The 16,711-nt window shown below is 65.2% G+C and carries 16 protein-coding genes; 12 read left to right on the top strand and 4 right to left on the bottom strand.

Annotation, left to right across the window (positions count from 1 at the left end):
* The first annotated feature begins 82 nt into the window (after positions 1-82).
* The 3 genes from FR728_RS00685 to FR728_RS00675 all read left to right on the top strand — a co-directional run bounded on the left by FR728_RS00685 (position 83) and on the right by FR728_RS00675 (position 2,738).
* Positions 83-283 (top strand): cold-shock protein, encoded by a 201-nt coding sequence (locus tag FR728_RS00685; RefSeq protein WP_149890741.1) that lies wholly within the window; start codon positions 83-85, stop codon positions 281-283.
* A 206-nt stretch (positions 284-489) separates the two neighbouring features.
* Positions 490-2,070 (top strand): B12-binding domain-containing radical SAM protein, encoded by a 1,581-nt coding sequence (locus tag FR728_RS00680; protein ID WP_244304343.1) that lies wholly within the window; start codon positions 490-492, stop codon positions 2,068-2,070.
* An 11-nt stretch (positions 2,071-2,081) separates the two neighbouring features.
* Positions 2,082-2,738: an alpha/beta hydrolase gene (locus tag FR728_RS00675; RefSeq protein ID WP_188318748.1), complete on the top strand. Its 657-nt coding sequence runs from the start codon at positions 2,082-2,084 to the stop codon at positions 2,736-2,738.
* Here FR728_RS00675 and FR728_RS00670 read toward each other — a convergent pair.
* A complete protein-coding gene (locus tag FR728_RS00670) occupies positions 2,735-3,166 on the bottom strand; it encodes a BLUF domain-containing protein (protein WP_149890738.1) in 432 nt (143 codons plus the stop codon). The two genes, FR728_RS00675 and FR728_RS00670, sit on opposite strands and share 4 nt — an antisense overlap.
* Before the next feature lie 202 nt (positions 3,167-3,368).
* On the opposite strand from FR728_RS00670, the gene FR728_RS00665 reads away from it, so the two are divergent.
* Positions 3,369-3,965, top strand: coding sequence for a hypothetical protein (locus tag FR728_RS00665; RefSeq protein WP_149890737.1), 597 nt, complete (start codon positions 3,369-3,371; stop codon positions 3,963-3,965).
* Between the two features lie 32 nt (positions 3,966-3,997).
* On the opposite strand, the gene FR728_RS00660 is transcribed toward FR728_RS00665, so the two are convergent.
* On the bottom strand, positions 3,998-5,047 hold the full coding sequence (locus FR728_RS00660) for a M42 family metallopeptidase (RefSeq protein WP_149890736.1): 1,050 nt from the start codon (positions 5,045-5,047) through the stop codon (positions 3,998-4,000).
* A 311-nt stretch (positions 5,048-5,358) separates the two neighbouring features.
* On the opposite strand from FR728_RS00660, the gene FR728_RS00655 reads away from it, so the two are divergent.
* Together FR728_RS00655 and mepA are read left to right on the top strand one after the other, a co-directional pair.
* On the top strand, positions 5,359-6,399 hold the full coding sequence (locus FR728_RS00655; protein ID WP_149890735.1) for a patatin-like phospholipase family protein: 1,041 nt from the start codon (positions 5,359-5,361) through the stop codon (positions 6,397-6,399).
* Between the two features lie 64 nt (positions 6,400-6,463).
* Positions 6,464-7,471, top strand: a complete 1,008-nt coding sequence (gene mepA / locus FR728_RS00650; protein WP_188318823.1) for a penicillin-insensitive murein endopeptidase — start codon at positions 6,464-6,466, stop codon at positions 7,469-7,471.
* A 19-nt stretch (positions 7,472-7,490) separates the two neighbouring features.
* On the opposite strand, the gene FR728_RS00645 is transcribed toward mepA, so the two are convergent.
* Entirely contained in the window at positions 7,491-8,009 is a 519-nt protein-coding gene (locus FR728_RS00645; protein WP_149890733.1) for a GNAT family N-acetyltransferase, read from the bottom strand.
* 253 nt (positions 8,010-8,262) lie between these two features.
* On the opposite strand from FR728_RS00645, the gene lepA reads away from it, so the two are divergent.
* The 3 genes from lepA to FR728_RS00630 all read left to right on the top strand — a co-directional run bounded on the left by lepA (position 8,263) and on the right by FR728_RS00630 (position 11,439).
* Positions 8,263-10,068, top strand: a complete 1,806-nt coding sequence (gene lepA, locus FR728_RS00640; RefSeq protein ID WP_149890732.1) for a translation elongation factor 4 — start codon at positions 8,263-8,265, stop codon at positions 10,066-10,068.
* A gap of 116 nt (positions 10,069-10,184) precedes the next feature.
* Positions 10,185-10,760: a PhnA domain-containing protein gene (locus FR728_RS19515; RefSeq protein WP_149890731.1), complete on the top strand. Its 576-nt coding sequence runs from the start codon at positions 10,185-10,187 to the stop codon at positions 10,758-10,760.
* A 103-nt stretch (positions 10,761-10,863) separates the two neighbouring features.
* Positions 10,864-11,439: a hypothetical protein gene (locus FR728_RS00630; RefSeq protein WP_149890730.1), complete on the top strand. Its 576-nt coding sequence runs from the start codon at positions 10,864-10,866 to the stop codon at positions 11,437-11,439.
* Positions 11,440-11,543: 104 nt separating this feature from the next.
* On the opposite strand, the gene FR728_RS19280 is transcribed toward FR728_RS00630, so the two are convergent.
* Positions 11,544-11,684, bottom strand: a complete 141-nt coding sequence (locus FR728_RS19280) for a hypothetical protein (RefSeq protein WP_188318840.1) — start codon at positions 11,682-11,684, stop codon at positions 11,544-11,546.
* A gap of 142 nt (positions 11,685-11,826) precedes the next feature.
* Between FR728_RS19280 and FR728_RS00625 the strand changes: the two genes are divergently transcribed.
* The 3 genes from FR728_RS00625 to pheT all read left to right on the top strand — a co-directional run bounded on the left by FR728_RS00625 (position 11,827) and on the right by pheT (position 16,672).
* Positions 11,827-12,726 (top strand): LysR substrate-binding domain-containing protein, encoded by a 900-nt coding sequence (locus FR728_RS00625; protein ID WP_149890729.1) that lies wholly within the window; start codon positions 11,827-11,829, stop codon positions 12,724-12,726.
* A gap of 363 nt (positions 12,727-13,089) precedes the next feature.
* A complete protein-coding gene (gene pheS, locus FR728_RS00620; RefSeq protein WP_149890728.1) occupies positions 13,090-14,172 on the top strand; it encodes a phenylalanine--tRNA ligase subunit alpha in 1,083 nt (360 codons plus the stop codon).
* A gap of 85 nt (positions 14,173-14,257) precedes the next feature.
* Positions 14,258-16,672, top strand: coding sequence for a phenylalanine--tRNA ligase subunit beta (gene pheT, locus FR728_RS00615; RefSeq protein ID WP_149890727.1), 2,415 nt, complete (start codon positions 14,258-14,260; stop codon positions 16,670-16,672).
* Positions 16,673-16,711: the final 39 nt, after the last annotated feature.

Here is a 16,711-nt window from a genome sequence, read left to right as displayed (position 1 = left end):
AGGTGGCCGGTGTCACAAAATCGTTCAAGAACCCCGCTATTTGAGCCGGGTACGAATTTTAAGAAGTAGAAAGACAAGTACAATGCAACACGGCAACGTGAAGTGGTTCGACAACAGCCGAGGTATCGGCCGGATCGAGCCCGAAGACGGGGACGACATCCTCGTCGAACTCGCAGCGATGCGCCGGTCCGGAATCGACACTCTCAGCGAAGGCCAGCTCGTGGCCTATGACCTGGAGTGGCGCCGCGGCGTCGCTGTTGCAGAGGACCTCAAGGTTCTCTGACGGAGACAACGGATCTCCAGCGGAAAGGGCGGCTTGAACCGCCCTTTTTTGTTGTCCGAACGCCGTCCACCTCCCTCAGGAATCCCTTTCGGAAATCTCCCGACGGGTCATTGTTCTGGACGGCAGGACTGCTAAAGTCCGGTGATCCGATTGCAGATGGGTCCATGAAGGAGGGGTTTATGGCCGTCAGCCCGTGTCGCGTTCTGATGATTTATCCGAGGTTCGCGTCGAATTCCTTCTGGAACTACAAATCCACCTGCGAGATGGTCGGCGCGAAATATCCCGCTCCGCCGCTGGGGCTGATCACGGTTGCCGCCCTGTTGCCCCAGGAATGGGACATCACCCTCGTCGACCGGAACACGGCAGAGCTTCTCGACAGCCATTTCGAGAACGTCGATCTGGTGATGACCGGCGGCATGCTGCCCCAACAGGCCGACGCGCTGGCGCTCATTGAAAAGTGCCGCGCCCTTGGCCTGCCCGTCGTGGTGGGCGGGCCCGATGCGACCACCAGCCCCGAGATCTACGCGCGCGCCAACTTCCTCGTCCTCGGCGAGGCGGAAGGCATTCTCGACCGCTTCGTTGAAGCCTGGAACGACGGCACGCGCGAGGGCCGCTTCGATGCGGAGAAGTTCAAGGCCGACGTCACGTCCACCCCGATCCCGCGGTTCGATCTGCTGACCTTCCGGGATTATGTGCAGGTGGGCGTCCAGTATTCGCGCGGCTGCCCCTTCACCTGCGAATTCTGCGACATCATCGAGCTTTACGGCCGGGTGCCGCGCACCAAGACCACGCCCCAGATGCTGGCGGAGCTGGACCGGCTCTATGCGCTCGGCTATCGCGGCCACGTGGATTTCGTCGACGACAACCTGATCGGCAACAAGAAGGCCGTGAAGCTGTTCCTGCCCGAGCTGATCGCCTGGCAGAAGGCCCACAACTATCCCTTCGAACTGTCGACGGAAGCCTCGCTCAATCTGGCCGACGACCCGGAACTGCTGCGGATGATGCAGGAGGCTGGCTTCTTCACCGTCTTCGTCGGCATCGAGAGCCCCGATCCGGACGTTCTGATCGCCACGCGCAAGAAGCAGAACACCCGGCGCGACATCGCCCGCAGCGTGCACAAGATCTACGAGGCCGGGATCATGGTCATCGGCGGGTTCATCGTCGGCTTCGACGAGGAAAGCGAGCGGGTTGCCGACGAGATCACCGCGCTGATCGAGGATGCCGCCATTCCGGTGGCCATGACAGGCCTGCTCTATGCGCTGCCGACCACCCAGCTGACCAAGCGCCTGCAGCGGGAGGGGCGTCTTCATGCCGATTTCGGCACCGACGACCCCGACACGCTCGACGGCGACCAGTGCACGGCCGGGTTAAACTTCGAGACGAAGCGGCCACGGGCCCAGATCCTGCGCGACTTCCGCAAGATCATCGACAAGGTCTATGCGCCGGAGGCCTATGCCGGGCGGGTGCGGCGGGTGGCGACCATGCTCAACACCTCCGGGGCCAATGCGGACCTTTTCGGCGCCACGCTTCCCCACGACCTGCGCATGTTCGGCCGGCTTGTGCTCACCATGACCTTCGCCGGCAAGGACCAGCGCGCGATCTTCTGGAAGACGCTCTTCTGGTGCCTCACCCATCGTCCCTCAACCATCAAGCAGGTGCTGGTGATGATGGCGCTCTATGTGCACCTGGGGCCGTTCTCCCGCTTCGTGCTGCAGCAGATCGACACCCAGATTGCTGCCGTCGAGGCGGGCGAATGGCAGAGGCCGCCGCTGGTCGCCGCCGAATGAGCCATGCGGACATGCTCCGGCTTGACCCGCCGGCGCCGGAAGCGGCCACTCATCTGGTCGCGCTTCTGCATGGTTATGGAGCGGATGCGACGGATCTGCTCGATGTTGCCCGCGCGTGGCAGGCGGCGCTGCCGCAGATTGCCGTCGTGTTGCCGGAGGCGCCCGAGCCCCTGCCCCACCCCATGCTGGGCGGCGCACAGTGGTTTGCCCTGACGCACCGGGATCCGCGCGAGATCGCGACCGGTGCGGCCAGCGCAGCCCCAGCCCTTCTGCGACGGCTGGACCCTGAACTGACCCGGATCGGGCTCGGCTGGGACAGGCTGATCCTTGCAGGCTTCTCTCAGGGCGCGATGATGGCGCTGGAGGCCGGACTTCGCCATGGCCCCGCCCCCTGCGCCGGCATCCTGGCCTTTTCCGGACGGCTTCCCGACCCGATCCCCTCTCAACCGGTACACGCAGGGGCACTGCCCCCGGTTCTTCTGGTTCACGGAGAGGAGGATGACGTGGTCGAGCCGTGGCATCTGGAGGTTGCCCGCGACGCGCTTCAGACGCTTGGATGCGCCGTCGAGACGGTGATCCTTGCCGATGTGGGGCACTGGATCGATCCCGCCGGTTCGGCGGCTGCGATCCGGTTCCTGAGCACGCTTACGGGCCCTTCGTCCGCCTAGTGGATCTCCGGTCCGGAAGTCGCCAGACTGAGCGCCAGCTTGCGGGCAAAGGCCACCGCACTCTCCCCCCTCATCGAGAAGGGATCGAACTTTCCGCCGATCGCATATTTCAGATAGAGGTCCGGGCTGATCAGCCCCTCGCGCACATAGCCCATGTTCCAGCGTTCGAAGGTCCTGCAGTCGATCTGCTCGAAGGCGAGGACGACCGGATCCTTGTGGCGGGCGTCGCGAACGATGTTGTTGTAGAGCGCATTCACCACCTCGCGCTCGCCCTCCAGGCACTGGATCACGACGCCGGACTGGAAGTGAAGTGCACCCGTGATGAAACGCTTCCTGTTGGCAACGCGCGCCTCTTCCACGATCGTCGTCATCTGGGCGCCGGTGATGCCGTCGGCGCGGCTCGCGTAGATCAGTTCAACGAGAAACATGCGATCCTCCCTTCAACCCTGCCTGGTGATTGGGCGGCAGGGCGAGGGTCAGGATCGGGCCCCAGATGCAAAGAAAGGCTTGCGCGGCGAACACCAAATCCGCAGATACCCGTGAGATCGCGGTAGAGAGTTAACAGCAAATTAAGTTTTTACGTAGAGGATTCCGCCAGTTTCAATCCTCACGCGAAGACGGAAAGCGCCCATGCAGATCTCCATCGAGACAACGACCCAGACGTCGTCGACGCTGGTCGCCACCCTCTCCTCCTCCGGACGTCAGGGCAACGGGCGTGCTGAGGGCGCGAGCAAGGACAAGAGCGAGGCGCCTCTCGCCAACGCGCTGGAAGCGGCCACCAAGAAGGCGGAGGAAGATGCGGTGGTGATCGCCGCCCTCCAGAAAGCCGCCGAGCAGCGCAAGGGCGCCGACGAAAAGGACAGCGAAAAGAGGGCCCTGGCCTCGATCGAGGATTACCGGAAGACGGCCGGCAAGCTGAAGTCAGCGCTCGGAGACAAGGAGATCCGCGACGAGGGCCGCAGCAACCTGCTGCAGATCGAAAGCGCCAGCATCTCCACCACGACCGTGGAAGCCACCTTCGGCGACCAGACGATCTCCGCCGAGTTCGTCTCGATCGACCGGGTGTCCTATGACAGCCGCACCGGTCTGTCGGCCCGCTCGGCCAGTGCCGCCTCCATCGAGGCGGATTTCGGCGACACCAGCCTCAGCTATCAGAGCGCCTCGGTCAGCTCGCTTTATGCGGGGACCGGCGAACAGGTGGGCAACCTGCTCGCCAGTCTTGCCTGATCAGGCCCCTTCCCGTCCGCGGACGGGCGTGATCATGCCACCTTCAGATAGGCAGCGATGATGTCGCGCGCGGCCTTCAGGTCGTCGCGGTGGATCATCTCGGTGACCGTGTGGATGTAGCGGGTGCCGACCACGATGCCGACAGCCTTTGCACCGGCTGCAGCCTGCTGGGCCGCGGCGCCATCCTGGCCACCAGCGCGAAGCATGGTGCGCTGGAAGGCAATGCCTTCCTGTTCCGCCAGCGCCTCGAGTTCCTTCACCAGCTCACGATCGGCGATGAAACTGCTGTCCTTGACGTGCAGACCGAAGCCTTCACCCTGGACCGTCGTGCGATCCTGTTCCGGAACGCCCGGCGTGTCGCAGGCCAGCGTCGTGTCGATGCCCAGACCGATGTCCGGCTTGATGGCATAGGCTGCGGTGCGGGCCCCGCGCAGACCGACCTCTTCCTGAGAGGTAAAGGCCACGTGGATCTCGCAGCCATGGTCCGCATCGCCCAGCGCACGGATCGCCTCGATGCCCAGCCAGCAGGCAATGCGGTTGTCGAGGGCCTTGGAGACGATCTTGTCGCCGATCTCGATCAGCGGCTCGTCCATGGTCACCATGTCGCCGATGCGGATCTTGTCCTTGGCCTCGTCCCCACTGAGACCGATGTCGATGATGAATTCGTCCGGCTCCGGCACCTTCTTGCGTTCGTCCGGAGAGGAGATGTGGATCGGACGGCCGCCCGGGTTCATCACGCCCTTGAACGCGGCGTCATCGGTGGTCAGGAGAACGCGGCGGGAGAAGAGGTTGCGCGGGTCGAAGCCGCCGACGGGCTGCACATGCAGGAAGCCCTTGTCGGTGATGTGGGACACCAGGAAGCCGATCTCGTCCATATGGCAGAGCAGCATCACCTTCTTCGGGGCAGAGCCGTCTTCCGGCTTGCGGCGGGCATCGCGGCGGCAGAGCAGCGACCCCATCGGGTCCACCGTCACCTCATCGAAGAGGCCTTCGATCTCGGAGAGGATCAGCGCGCGAACACGATGCTCGTGGCCGGGAACGCCGGGGGTTTCGCACAGACGGCGCAGCAGGTCGATATTCATGTGACACAAGTCCTTTCGTTCTGGCCGGGAGTTTAGAGCCTGAGCAAGGCTTGGCAATCACCGGGCGGAACTTAAGCACCGCTTTGCAGGCCAGACACGCTTGCGACCTCTGGCGCGCTTGCGGGATGACGTTAGGGAAGTCAGAATTCAAGTGCCGGTCTTCAAGCTTCAGGATCGCGGCGCATGTGGGAAGCACATGTCAGGAGCAGTGGAAACACCGTCACAGCCCGGCCGCATTTGCCCGAAAGGATCCGGCTCATGAATCCGGGCCGGTGGCCCGTGACCGAACCACCAGACGACCCGGGGGGACCATGGCGCAAGGCAAGCGGATCATCCTGTCCATCGACGGCGGCGGCGTGCGCGGGCTTATTCCGCTGCGCATTCTGGAAAGCGTGGCGGCCCGCATGGCGCACAAGGGCCACGAGATGGTGCCGCACCAGTGCTTCGACCTGATCTGCGGAACGTCCACCGGCGGACTGATCGCCGCCGGGCTCGCGGCCCCCAAGCCCGGCGGCGCCCGTGACGAGCCGGCAGCCACCCTCAGCGAGCTGCGGCACTTCTACGAGCAGGAAGCGCGGGAGATCTTTACCTACTCACCCGCCCACCGGATCGGCCGCTTCCTGAGCAACCCCTTCGGCCTCTTCGACGAAACCTATGATGCCCGGCCGCTGGAGGCGTTGCTGAAGGCCCGTTTCGGCTGGACCTCCATGGCGTCTGCGCTCACCCATCTGGTGCTGACGGCCTATGACATCGAACGCCGCAAGGCCGTGTTCATGGGCAACACCCGCCAGCATGACGGCACCCGAAGCGACGACTACTACCTCTGGCAGGCGGTGCGGGCGACGACGGCTGCCCCCTCCTTCTTCGAACCCGCCCTGATCGAGAACCTGACCACAGGCGATGAACAGGCGCTCGTCGACGGCGGCGTCTTCATGAATGACCCGGCGCTGGCGGCCTATCTCGAGGCGCGCAAGATGGGATGGGCCGCAGAGGATATCGTCATCCTGTCCCTGGGCACCGGCCGGGCGAAGGAACAGCCCTTCCCCTACAAGGACGCGAAGGGCTGGGGGGCGCTCGGCTGGATGCGCCCGGCAAACGGAGTGCCGATCCTCTCCATCTTCTCCGACGGACAGGCGCAGACGGCCTCCTATCAGGCCGGACGCCTGTTCAATGCCCCGGGCGAGGCCCGCTACATCCGACTGAGCGGCCCGCTTCCCGCAGGGGCAGAGGCGATGGACAATGCCCGTCCCGGCAATATGATCACGCTCAATGGTGTGGCGGATCGAATCATCCGGGACAACACCCTGCTCCTCGACGAGATCGCGGATCTGCTCATCGATCGAACCCGATAGGCACATGACCCAAACGACCGACAAGGCCCGACCTGCCGCAACCGCCCTCCGCCTGATCGCCTGGATGCTGGCGGGTGCTGTGCTGGCGGGCCCTGTGCTGACGGGTTCTGTGCTCTCTGGCCCGGCTCTCGCCGCAGCCCCCGACCCGGCGCCCCTGCCCCCGCACAAGCCCGGTGTCACGGCGAAGGCCGTTTCCGACACGGCGGCGCGTCCGGTCAGCCCGATAGCCGGAAGTCTGGATCCGCAGGCCCCCGCTCGGGATTATTTCGGGGCTGTGGCAGCGCCTGCCTCCCTCGCCAGCCGCTCCATCGGCTCCTATGCCAAGGGCTGTCTTGCAGGCGGGGTCGCCCTGCCGATCAACGGCAAGGGCTGGCAGGTGATGCGCCTGTCGCGCAACCGCAACTGGGGTCATCCCACCCTCGTCGAGTATCTGGAAGATCTTGCGAAGGACGCGCCGGGGCTCGGCTGGCCCGGGCTGCTTGTGGGCGACATGGCGCAACCGCGCGGAGGCCCCATGACCTCCGGCCATGCCAGCCATCAGATCGGGCTCGACGCGGATATCTGGCTGAAGCCCATGCCCGACCACGAGATGAGCCGGGAGGAGCGGGAGAATGTGTCCGCCGTCTCCATGCTGAAGGGGCCGATGGATGTGAAGGGCGCAGATCGCTCCGTAGATCCGGCGGTCTTCACCGATATTCATGCGCGGCTGATCCGCCGGGCCGCCCAGGACAAGCGCGTCGCCCGCATCTTCGTCAGTCCGGCGATCAAGAAGGCGCTCTGCGATTTCGAGACCGGCGACCGGACCTGGCTGCGCACGGTGCGTCCCTGGTGGGGCCACCACTATCACTTCCATGTGCGGCTCTCGTGCCCGGCAGGCAGCGCAGGATGCGAGAACCAGGCCCCACCCGCGCCCGATGACGGATGCGGCAAGGAGCTTGCCTACTGGCTTTCCGACGAGCCCTGGGTGCCCAAACCACCCAAACCGGGCGAGACGCCCAAGGTCGTGAAGAAGAAACCGATGGCGCTGGCGGCCCTGCCCGATGCCTGTCAGGCCGTTCTGAAGGCCGAGTGACCGGACGCAGCCTCCTCCCTCAGGCCGCGGGCGGCACTTCCCGATCATCCAGGACGAGGGACGCCAGCACCAGATCCAGCCAGCGGCCAAACTTGTGCCCGACCTGCGGCAGGCGGCAGGAGACATCGAAACCGAGGCTGGCGTGAAGCGCGAGGGAGGCCTCGTTGGAGCTGTCCACCGCGCCGACGAGGACGTGATAGCCCTCCGCCCGCGCCCGGTCGATCAGTGCGAGCATCAGGGTCTTGCCGATGCCGCGCCCCTGAGCCTGTGTTGCGACATAGACAGAATGCTCGGCGGTCAGGCGATATCCCGGCCGCGCCCGGAAGGCGCCGTAGGTGCCGTATCCCAGCACCTGATCCGCTTCGTCCACGGCGACCAGCACCGGCAGTCCGTCGGCACGTCGCCCCTCGAGCCAGAGACGGCGATCGTCCAGCGTATCCTCGATAGTGGTCCAGGCCGCCGTCAATTCGCGGACGGCGTGATTGTGGATGGACAAAAGCGCGGGAAGGTCGCGGTCCTCGGCGGGGCGCAGATGCATGGCTGGTCTCGTTGTCGAAAGGCACTTCGACGAGGTTCTTAGCCGACATCCTGACGCTGTGCCTGCCCAAAGAATGGAAGTCTCCGGCGCGTGAGGAAAGAGAGCGCGCCGCGTGCATGCAAGGGCCGCAGGAGGCAGGCTGCCGGATGGGGCAGGAGCTGCGCACAGATCAGGCAGAACAGCCTTCGGATTCCGCCGGTTTTCTCGCTTCAAGCCTCTTTTCGAAATGCCGTGCCGATGATAAACGAGCGCCATGACAACGAAGACGCTTTCCAACATCCGCAACTTCTCCATCGTGGCCCACATCGACCACGGCAAGTCGACCCTTGCCGACCGGCTGATCCAGATGACGGGCACGCTGACCGACCGCGAGATGACCGAACAGGTTCTCGACTCGATGGACATCGAGCGCGAGCGCGGCATCACGATCAAGGCCCAGACCGTGCGCCTGATCTACAATGCCCAGGATGGCCAGCAGTACATCCTGAACCTGATCGACACTCCGGGTCACGTGGACTTTGCCTACGAGGTGTCCCGCTCGCTGGCGGCCTGTGAAGGCTCGCTGCTGGTGGTCGATGCCTCGCAGGGTGTGGAAGCGCAGACGCTGGCCAACGTCTATCAGGCCATCGACAACAACCACGAGATCGTCACGGTCCTGAACAAGATCGACCTGCCGGCGGCCGAGCCCGACCGGATCAAGGAGCAGATCGAGGATGTGATCGGCATCGACACGTCCGAAGCCTGCATGATCTCGGCCAAGACCGGCATGGGCGTCGACACGGTTCTGGAAGCCATCGTCAAGCAGCTGCCCGCGCCGAAGGGCGACCCGGACGACACGCTGAAGGCCATGCTGGTCGATAGCTGGTATGACACCTATCTCGGCGTCATGGTTCTCGTGCGCATCATCAACGGCTCGCTGAAGCGTGGCCAGAAGATCAAGATGATGGGCACCGGCGCCGTCTATGACGTGGACCGGGTCGGCGTGATGACGCCGAAGTTCCTGCAGGTGGACGAGCTGCATGCCGGCGAAATCGGCGTGATCACCGGCTCGATCAAGGAAGTGGCCGATACCCGCGTCGGCGACACCATCACTCTGGAGAAGAAGCCCTGTGCCGAAGCTCTTCCGGGCTTCAAGCCGGCCCAGCCGGTGGTGTTCTGCGGTCTCTTCCCCGTGGATGCGAACGACTTCGAGGACCTGCGTGCCGCCATGGGCAAGCTGCGCCTCAACGACGCCAGCTTCTCCTACGAGATGGAAACCTCTGCGGCGCTGGGCTTCGGCTTCCGTTGCGGCTTCCTTGGCCTGCTACATCTGGAAATCATCCAGGAGCGCCTGTCCCGCGAGTTCGACCTCGACCTGATCGCGACCGCGCCGTCGGTGGTCTATCAGATGACCCTGACCGACGGGTCGGACGTTGAGCTGCACAACCCGGCCGACATGCCGGACGTGGTGAAGATCGACGAGATCCGCGAGCCGTGGATCCGCGCCAACATCATGACGCCGGACGAGTATCTGGGCGGCATCCTCAAGCTGTGCCAGGACCGGCGCGGCATGCAGGTGGACCTGTCCTATGTCGGTTCGCGTGCCATGGTCGCCTATGACCTGCCGCTGAACGAAGTGGTCTTCGACTTCTACGACCGGCTGAAGTCCATCTCCAAGGGCTACGCCTCCTTCGACTACACCATCTCCGACTATCGTGCCGGCGACCTGGTGAAGATGTCGATCCTCGTCAATGACGAGCCGGTGGATGCGCTCTCCGTTCTCGTGCACCGCAGCCAGGCCGAAAAGCGCGGCCGCGCCATGTGCGAGAAGCTGAAGGAGCTGATCCCGCGGCACATGTTCAAGATCCCGATCCAGGCCGCCATCGGCGCCCGGGTGATTGCCCGCGAGACGCTTTCGGCCCTGCGCAAGGACGTGACCGCCAAGTGCTATGGCGGCGACGCCACCCGAAAGCGCAAGCTTCTGGAAAAGCAGAAGGCGGGCAAGAAGAAGATGCGCCAGTTCGGCAAGGTGGAGATTCCGCAGGAAGCCTTCATCCAGGCCCTCAAGATGGACGATTGATCGTCCCTCTTCCAATTCCATCATGGAGCCCCGGGCCCGAGACATCAGGCGCCGGGGCTCTTCTTTTCCGTTGCAGGGCATTCCGACGGCCCTGAGCTCACCGCAAGGAGCCCTCCATGAGCCTTGAAACAGACCTTCACGCCCGCGCCAACGGCGTCTGCGAACTCTGCGGCGCCCAGACGACCCTGGAAGCGCTGGCTGTTGCCCCGAAGGACGGCGAGACCGTGGACGAGACGATCCTCGCCTGCGAGGCCTGCCGGGAGCAGATCGAGGGTACCGAGCTGGACGCCAACCATCTGCGCTGCCTCAACGAGAGCGCCTGGAGCCAGGTGCCCGCCGTGCAAGTTGCCGCCTGGCGTCTGCTGAACCGTCTCTCGGATGAAGCCTGGGCGCGCGATCTGCTTGACATGATCTATCTGGACGAGGACACCCTGGCCTGGGCGCAGGCCGGGCAGGCCGCATCCGGCGCCGATGGGGAGATCGTGCACAAGGACACGTTCGGCGCGGTGCTGGCCGCCGGTGACACGGTGACGCTGATCAAGGACCTGAAGGTCAAGGGCGCCAACTTCACTGCAAAGCGCGGCACGGCCGTTCGCAACATCGGCCTGGTGCCGGACAATGCCGGCCAGATCGAAGGCCGGGTGAATGATCAGCGCATCGTCATCCTGACCGAGTTCGTCAAGAAGGCCTGACCCGGACGCAGCCGCGCAGGGTGTGATCTGCAGCACGCTGTGCGCGCAAATCTCTGATAATCTCCCGCCATTGCTTCGGGAGATTTCCAGAATGACATTGCAGATGAAACGCATATCCGCCTGCCTCTTCGGCGGCATGGCGCTCGCCGGCCTCATGGCCGCCACGGGCAGCGCACAGGCCGGCTCCTATTGCGGCGCGCGCGGCACGGACATGGGCGCGCTGGCGACCGCCCTCACCGGCACCTGGACCACGGTCAATGGCGCCGGCGAACTCTCCATGATGGGCATGCGCATGCCCCTGCCACCCGCGCCGCCGGAGACCTCGTCGCTAACGGGGGCAGGCGACGGCACACTGATCCTGTCCTCGGCCGGGCTTCAGGGCAGCTACATGATCGAGGCCATGGCAGCGGCTCCGGCCGATCTCGCAGGCCCGACAGGTCTTACCCTGGAAAGCGCCGAGCTTGCCGCAAGCCTCGCCCCGAACGGACCCGGATGTGACCCAGCGTCGCTGCCGCTGCTGCACACCAGCGGCCAGATGCAGCAGGAGGGCGGTCTCATGACCTTCCATCTCTATCTGCTGGCGGCGGACGAAAACCATCTCTACGGCATCACCACCATGGAGCTCGCGGCCGATGGGGCGCAGGGCAAGGGAAGCCGGACGATCACCTTCAGCCGCTGACCACATGGCCGGGGGACACCCCACCGGCATCCGGATACAGAAAACGGCGCTCAGGGTCTCCTGGCGCCGTTGATCCCTCGGTGTCGTGGTTGCCCCCGATCGCCTCAGCGATGGGTCGGCGGCAGGTCCGCGAGTTCGCGCGGGCTCATGCGCTGGATCGCCGGATGATCCAGCGGCTCCTGTCGGGCAAAGGCACGGTCTGCCAGCGGGTTCTGCCGGCGGGCGAACATGGTCATCAGCATCATGATTTTTCTCCTTATTATCTTCGATGCGGTTGAAACCGTCATGGCCAAATTCCTTTTTCTGAATTCAGCTATGCTGTACATATAGGCCCGGTGACCGCCGATAAAAATCGACTTCTTCTGCAATTCGATTTAGAAAAACTATATGAAGAACCTCAACCGCATTCACCTCTCCGGGCTTCGTGCCGTGGAAGCCGTCGGGCGTCTGGGCTCGCTGAAGGCCGCCGCGGAAGAGATGGGCGTGACGGTTGGCGCGGTCAGCCAGCAGGTGCAGAAGGTGGAAGCCCAGCTGGGACAGCCGCTGTTCGAACGCCGCGCGCGCGGCCTGCATCCCCTCGCCTCCGCCCAGCCGGTGCTCACCCAGCTGAGCGTGGGCATGAGCGCGCTGTCGACGGCGGTCGAGATGACCGAGCGGCGGCGGCCCGATGCGCTCACCGTCTCCGTCGCGCCGGTCTTCGCCGGCAAGTGGCTGGTCTGGCATCTGAAGCAGTTTGCCCGCGCCCATCCGGGCATCCGGGTGCGCGTCGAGGCCTCCGTCGCCCTGACCAATCCGCTGCTGTCCGACGTGGACCTGTGCATCCGGGTCGGGCGCGGTCCCTATCCGGGCCTGAAGGCGGAGCGCCTGCTCGGACAGCGGATCTTCCCCGTCTGCAGCCCGGCGCTGGCCGCCAGCTTTTCCCGTCCGGAGGATGTCTTCGACCTGCCGGTGATCCTGGATCCGGGGCAGATGTTCACCTGGGACGACTGGCTGGCGGCGACCGGGCGCAGCGGGCAGACGCTGGTCAACGGCCCGACCTTCTCGGACGGCGCCCTGTGCCTCGATGCCGCGGTCGCCGGACAGGGGGTGTTTCTGGCCTGGGAGACGCTGGCCTATTACGCGCTGGCAAGCGGCCAGCTGGTGCGCCCCTTCCCGGAAATGATCGAGACGGGCATTTCCTACTGGCTGGTGCGCGGGCCGCACCAACCCTATGAGGGCCCGGTGAAGGCCTTCAGCGAGTGGATCAAGCAGGAGCTGCCGCGCTCGCTGGAACTGCCCGAAAATTAGCGGTTGCGCCGGTTCGCGTCCTGACTAAACTCGCGCTCGATGAGACCGGACCCGAGCCCCCTTTGCGCCCCCGATGGCCCGCTTGCCCTGACGCCCCGCGTGGCGCTGCTGGGCGGAGGACACCTGCGCCTGTTCGACCGGCAGGGGCCTGCCTGCGGACGATTTAGCCGCTGACGCACTGCCCTGTTCCGGGCCTCTCCCTGATCTGCGGCCTGCATGCGCGGCCCTGCGATCTTTCCTGACCAAATTTCGCGCCCATCGTGGCAACGCGGGGCTTTTTTCGCTAAAAGACCCGCACCTCATTCCGACGTGCGGCCGGGGTTGCTCCACAGCAACCCTCCGGCCCGAACCACTCGAGCGACCATGTCCGACCTGACGACCCTGGAAACCGACCTGCTGGCAGCCATCGAGGCGGCCGCAACCGAAGCCGCCCTTGAAGAGGTGCGCGTTGCCGCCCTCGGCAAGAAGGGCAGCCTTTCCGAACTGATGAAGACCCTGGGCAAGATGAGCCCGGAAGAGCGCCAGGTGATGGGCCCGGCTCTGAACGGCCTGAAGGCCAAGATCACCGACGCCATCGCCACCCGCAAGGCCGTGCTGGCGGAAGCCACCCTGAACGCGCGTCTGGCCAGCGAAACGGTGGATGTGACCCTGCCGCTGCGCGCCTCGCCGCTGGAAACCGGGCGCATTCACCCGGTCTCCCAGGTCATCGACGAGCTGACCGCGATCTTCGCCGACATGGGCTTCTCCGTCGCCGAAGGCCCGGATATCGAGACCGACGAGCTGAACTTCACCGCGCTGAACTTCCCCGAAGGCCATCCGGCGCGCGAGATGCACGACACGTTCTTCTTCAACCCGAAGGGAGACGGCGAACGGCTGCTGCTGCGCACCCACACCTCGCCGGTGCAGATCCGCACCATGCGCAATCAGGAACCGCCGATCCGCGTGATCATTCCCGGCCGGACCTATCGTTGCGACAGCGACCAGACCCACACGCCGATGTTCCATCAGGTGGAAGGGCTTGTCATCGACAAGGGCGCGCATTTCGGTCACCTGAAGTGGGTGCTGGAAGAGTTCTGCAAGGCCTTCTTCGAGGTCGAGAACGTGAAGATGCGCTTCCGTCCGAGCTTCTTCCCCTTCACCGAGCCGTCCATGGAAGTGGACGTCCAGTGCGACCGCTCCGGCGCCGAGCTGAAGATCGGCGAAGGCAGCGACTGGCTGGAGATCCTGGGCTGCGGCATGGTGCATCCGAACGTGATCCGCAATTGCGGCCTCGATCCGGACGTCTATCAGGGCTTCGCCTGGGGCATGGGCATCGACCGCATCGCCATGCTGAAATACGGCATGTCCGATCTGCGCGCCTTCTTCGACGCGGATGTGCGCTGGATCCAGCATTACGGCTTCCGCCCACTCGACCTGCCGACGCTCGCCGGCGGCCTGTCCTCCTGATCCGTTCCATCCGGCCCGCCCGGGCGCGGCGTTTTGCCTTGCAGCCCGGGTCCGTCAGGCCACACGAGACATAAAGAGCAAGCTCATGAAATTCACTCTCTCCTGGTTGAAGGACCACTTGGACACGGATGCCAGCCTCGACGAGATCGTCGAGAAGCTGACCATGATCGGCCTCGAGGTGGAGGAGGTCATCGACCGCTCCGCCCCGCTGAAGCCGTTCAAGACCGTGAAGGTTCTGGAAGCCACCCAGCACCCCAACGCGGACCGTCTGCGCGTGCTGAAGGTCGACACCGGCGAAGGCGAGCCGCTGCAGGTGGTCTGCGGTGCCCCCAACGCCCGCGCCGGCATGGTCGGCGTGCTGGGCAAGCCCGGCGACTATGTGCCAGGCCTCGACGTGACCCTGTCGGTCGGCAAGATCCGCGACGTGGAAAGCTTCGGCATGATGTGCTCCGAGCGCGAGCTGGAGCTGTCCGACGCCCATGAGGGCATCATCGACCTGCCGGCAGACACGCCGGTCGGCATTCCCTTCGCCACGATCGCAGGTCTCGACGATCCGGTCATCGAGATCGGCCTGACCCCGAACCGTCCGGACTGCACTGGCGTCTATGGCATCGCCCGCGATCTGGCGGCTGCCGGCCTCGGCAAGCTGAAGGAACGCTCCCGCGAGCAGATCAAGGGCGCCTTCCCCTGCCCGGTTTCCGTGACGCTGGACAACGACGGCACCGAGTTCTGCCCGGCCTTCGGCCTGCGTCTCGTCAAGGGCGTGAAGAACGGCCCGTCGCCGAAGTGGATGCAGGACCGCCTGATGGCCATCGGCCTGCGGCCCATCAACACGCTGGTGGACATCACCAACTACCTGACCTTCGATCAGGGCCGTCCGCTCCACGTCTTCGACGCCGCCAAGGTGGCCGGCAACCTGACGGTCCGCCGCGCAGCCGCAGGCGAAAGCCTCGAAGGCCTGAACGGCAAGACCTACACCCTGGACGAAAGCGTCTTCGTCATCGCCGACAACAACGGTCCGGAAAGCCTGGCCGGGATCATGGGCGGGGAGCATTCCGGCTCGACGGAAGAAACCGTCGACGTGCTCATCGAGAGCGCGCTGTGGAACCCGGACATGATCGCCGCCACGGGCCGCAAGCTCGGCATCAACACGGATGCGCGCTACCGCTTCGAGCGCGGCGTCGACCCGGATTACATGCTGCCGGGTCTTGAAGCCGCAACCCGCCTGGTCCTCGACCTGTGCGGCGGTGAGGCCTCCGAGGTTCTGGTGGCGGGTGAAGTGCCGGAAATCACCAAGACCATCGACTTCCCCTATGGGGAAGTGAAGCGCCTGTCGGGCATCGAGGTTTCCGTTGCCGAGATCAACGTGATCCTGAAGTCCCTCGGCTTCTGGATCTCCGGCTCCGGCGACACGGTGAAGGTTGCCGCGCCGTCCTGGCGTCCGGACATTCACGGCAAGGCCGACCTGGTCGAGGAAGTCGTGCGCATCCTGGGTCTGGACCGGGTGATCCCGACGCCGCTGCCGCGCACCGGCAGCGTCGGCCAGAAGGTGCTCACCACCGGCCAGATCCGCCGTTCGCGCGCCCGCCGGGCCCTCGCCTCGCGCGGCCTGAACGAAGCAATCACCTGGTCCTTCATCTCCGAAGCCCAGGCCCAGCATTTCGGTGGCGGCGTGCCCGAGCTGAAGCTCGCCAACCCGATCTCCGCCGACATGTCGGACATGCGCCCGACCCTGCTTGCCGGGCTGCTGATGGCCGCCCAGCGCAACGCCGACCGGGGCAACGGTGACGTGGCCCTGTTCGAAGTGGGCCAGATCTTCGAGAACGATACGCCGGAAGGCCAGAAGATGGTCGCCAGCGGCGTTCGCCGCGGCACGGCCAAGCTCGCCGGCGGCGGCCGTCACTGGTCTGCGGCCACCGCTGCCGTCGACGTCTTCGACGCCAAGGCCGATGCCGCAGCTGCCCTGGCCGCCATCGGCGCGCCGGTGGACAAGCTCCAGGTCTTTGCCGAGGCACCGTCGTATTTCCACCCGGGCCGCTCCGGCTCCCTGCGGCTCGGCCCGAAGAATACGCTGGCCGTGTTCGGCGAGATCCACCCGCGCACCCTGGCCGAGCTGGACATTGACGGGCCGATCGTCGGCTTCGAAATCTTCCTCGACGCCCTGCCCGAGCCGAAGGGCAAGGGTGGCCGCTCGAAGGGCGCGCTCAACGTGTCCGACCTGATGCCGGTGCGCCGCGACTTCGCCTTTGTCGTCGCCAAGGATGTGAGTGCCGAGACCCTGCTGAAGGCCGCCCGCGGCGCCGAGAAGCAGCTGATCACCGACGTGACCCTCTTCGACATCTACGAAGGCAAGGGCGTGCCGGAAGGCCACAAGTCGCTGGCCATCGACGTGACCCTGCAGCCGGTGAAGAAGACCTTCACCGACGAGGAAATCGACGCGGTTGCCAAGAAGGTGATCGCTGCGGTGGAGAAGGCAACCGGCGCCACCCTGCGCGCCTGAGCCGAAGGGCCGGCGAGACCGAGCAAAAGCCGCTCCGGG

Origin of the sequence: Roseibium aestuarii (genome assembly GCF_008477545.1) — a bacterium.
Lineage (GTDB): Bacteria > Pseudomonadota > Alphaproteobacteria > Rhizobiales > Stappiaceae > Roseibium > Roseibium aestuarii.
Note: the sequence above shows the minus strand (reverse complement) of the source record. Positions and strands in the feature narration are given on the sequence as shown.

Excerpts from the sequence above, each read along its gene's own strand:
- FR728_RS00685 (WP_149890741.1), top strand. The coding sequence starts at position 83 with ATGCAACACGGCAACGTGAAGTGGTTCGACAACAGCCGAGGTATCGGC.
- FR728_RS00680 (WP_244304343.1), top strand. The coding sequence starts at position 490 with ATGATTTATCCGAGGTTCGCGTCGAATTCCTTCTGGAACTACAAATCC.
- FR728_RS00675 (WP_188318748.1), top strand. The coding sequence starts at position 2,082 with ATGCTCCGGCTTGACCCGCCGGCGCCGGAAGCGGCCACTCATCTGGTC.
- FR728_RS00670 (WP_149890738.1), bottom strand. The coding sequence starts at position 3,166 with ATGTTTCTCGTTGAACTGATCTACGCGAGCCGCGCCGACGGCATCACC.
- FR728_RS00665 (WP_149890737.1), top strand. The coding sequence starts at position 3,369 with ATGCAGATCTCCATCGAGACAACGACCCAGACGTCGTCGACGCTGGTC.
- FR728_RS00660 (WP_149890736.1), bottom strand. The coding sequence starts at position 5,047 with ATGAATATCGACCTGCTGCGCCGTCTGTGCGAAACCCCCGGCGTTCCC.
- FR728_RS00655 (WP_149890735.1), top strand. The coding sequence starts at position 5,359 with ATGGCGCAAGGCAAGCGGATCATCCTGTCCATCGACGGCGGCGGCGTG.
- mepA (WP_188318823.1), top strand. The coding sequence starts at position 6,464 with ATGCTGGCGGGTGCTGTGCTGGCGGGCCCTGTGCTGACGGGTTCTGTG.
- FR728_RS00645 (WP_149890733.1), bottom strand. The coding sequence starts at position 8,009 with ATGCATCTGCGCCCCGCCGAGGACCGCGACCTTCCCGCGCTTTTGTCC.
- lepA (WP_149890732.1), top strand. The coding sequence starts at position 8,263 with ATGACAACGAAGACGCTTTCCAACATCCGCAACTTCTCCATCGTGGCC.
- FR728_RS19515 (WP_149890731.1), top strand. The coding sequence starts at position 10,185 with ATGAGCCTTGAAACAGACCTTCACGCCCGCGCCAACGGCGTCTGCGAA.
- FR728_RS00630 (WP_149890730.1), top strand. The coding sequence starts at position 10,864 with ATGAAACGCATATCCGCCTGCCTCTTCGGCGGCATGGCGCTCGCCGGC.
- FR728_RS19280 (WP_188318840.1), bottom strand. The coding sequence starts at position 11,684 with ATGATGCTGATGACCATGTTCGCCCGCCGGCAGAACCCGCTGGCAGAC.
- FR728_RS00625 (WP_149890729.1), top strand. The coding sequence starts at position 11,827 with ATGAAGAACCTCAACCGCATTCACCTCTCCGGGCTTCGTGCCGTGGAA.
- pheS (WP_149890728.1), top strand. The coding sequence starts at position 13,090 with ATGTCCGACCTGACGACCCTGGAAACCGACCTGCTGGCAGCCATCGAG.
- pheT (WP_149890727.1), top strand. The coding sequence starts at position 14,258 with ATGAAATTCACTCTCTCCTGGTTGAAGGACCACTTGGACACGGATGCC.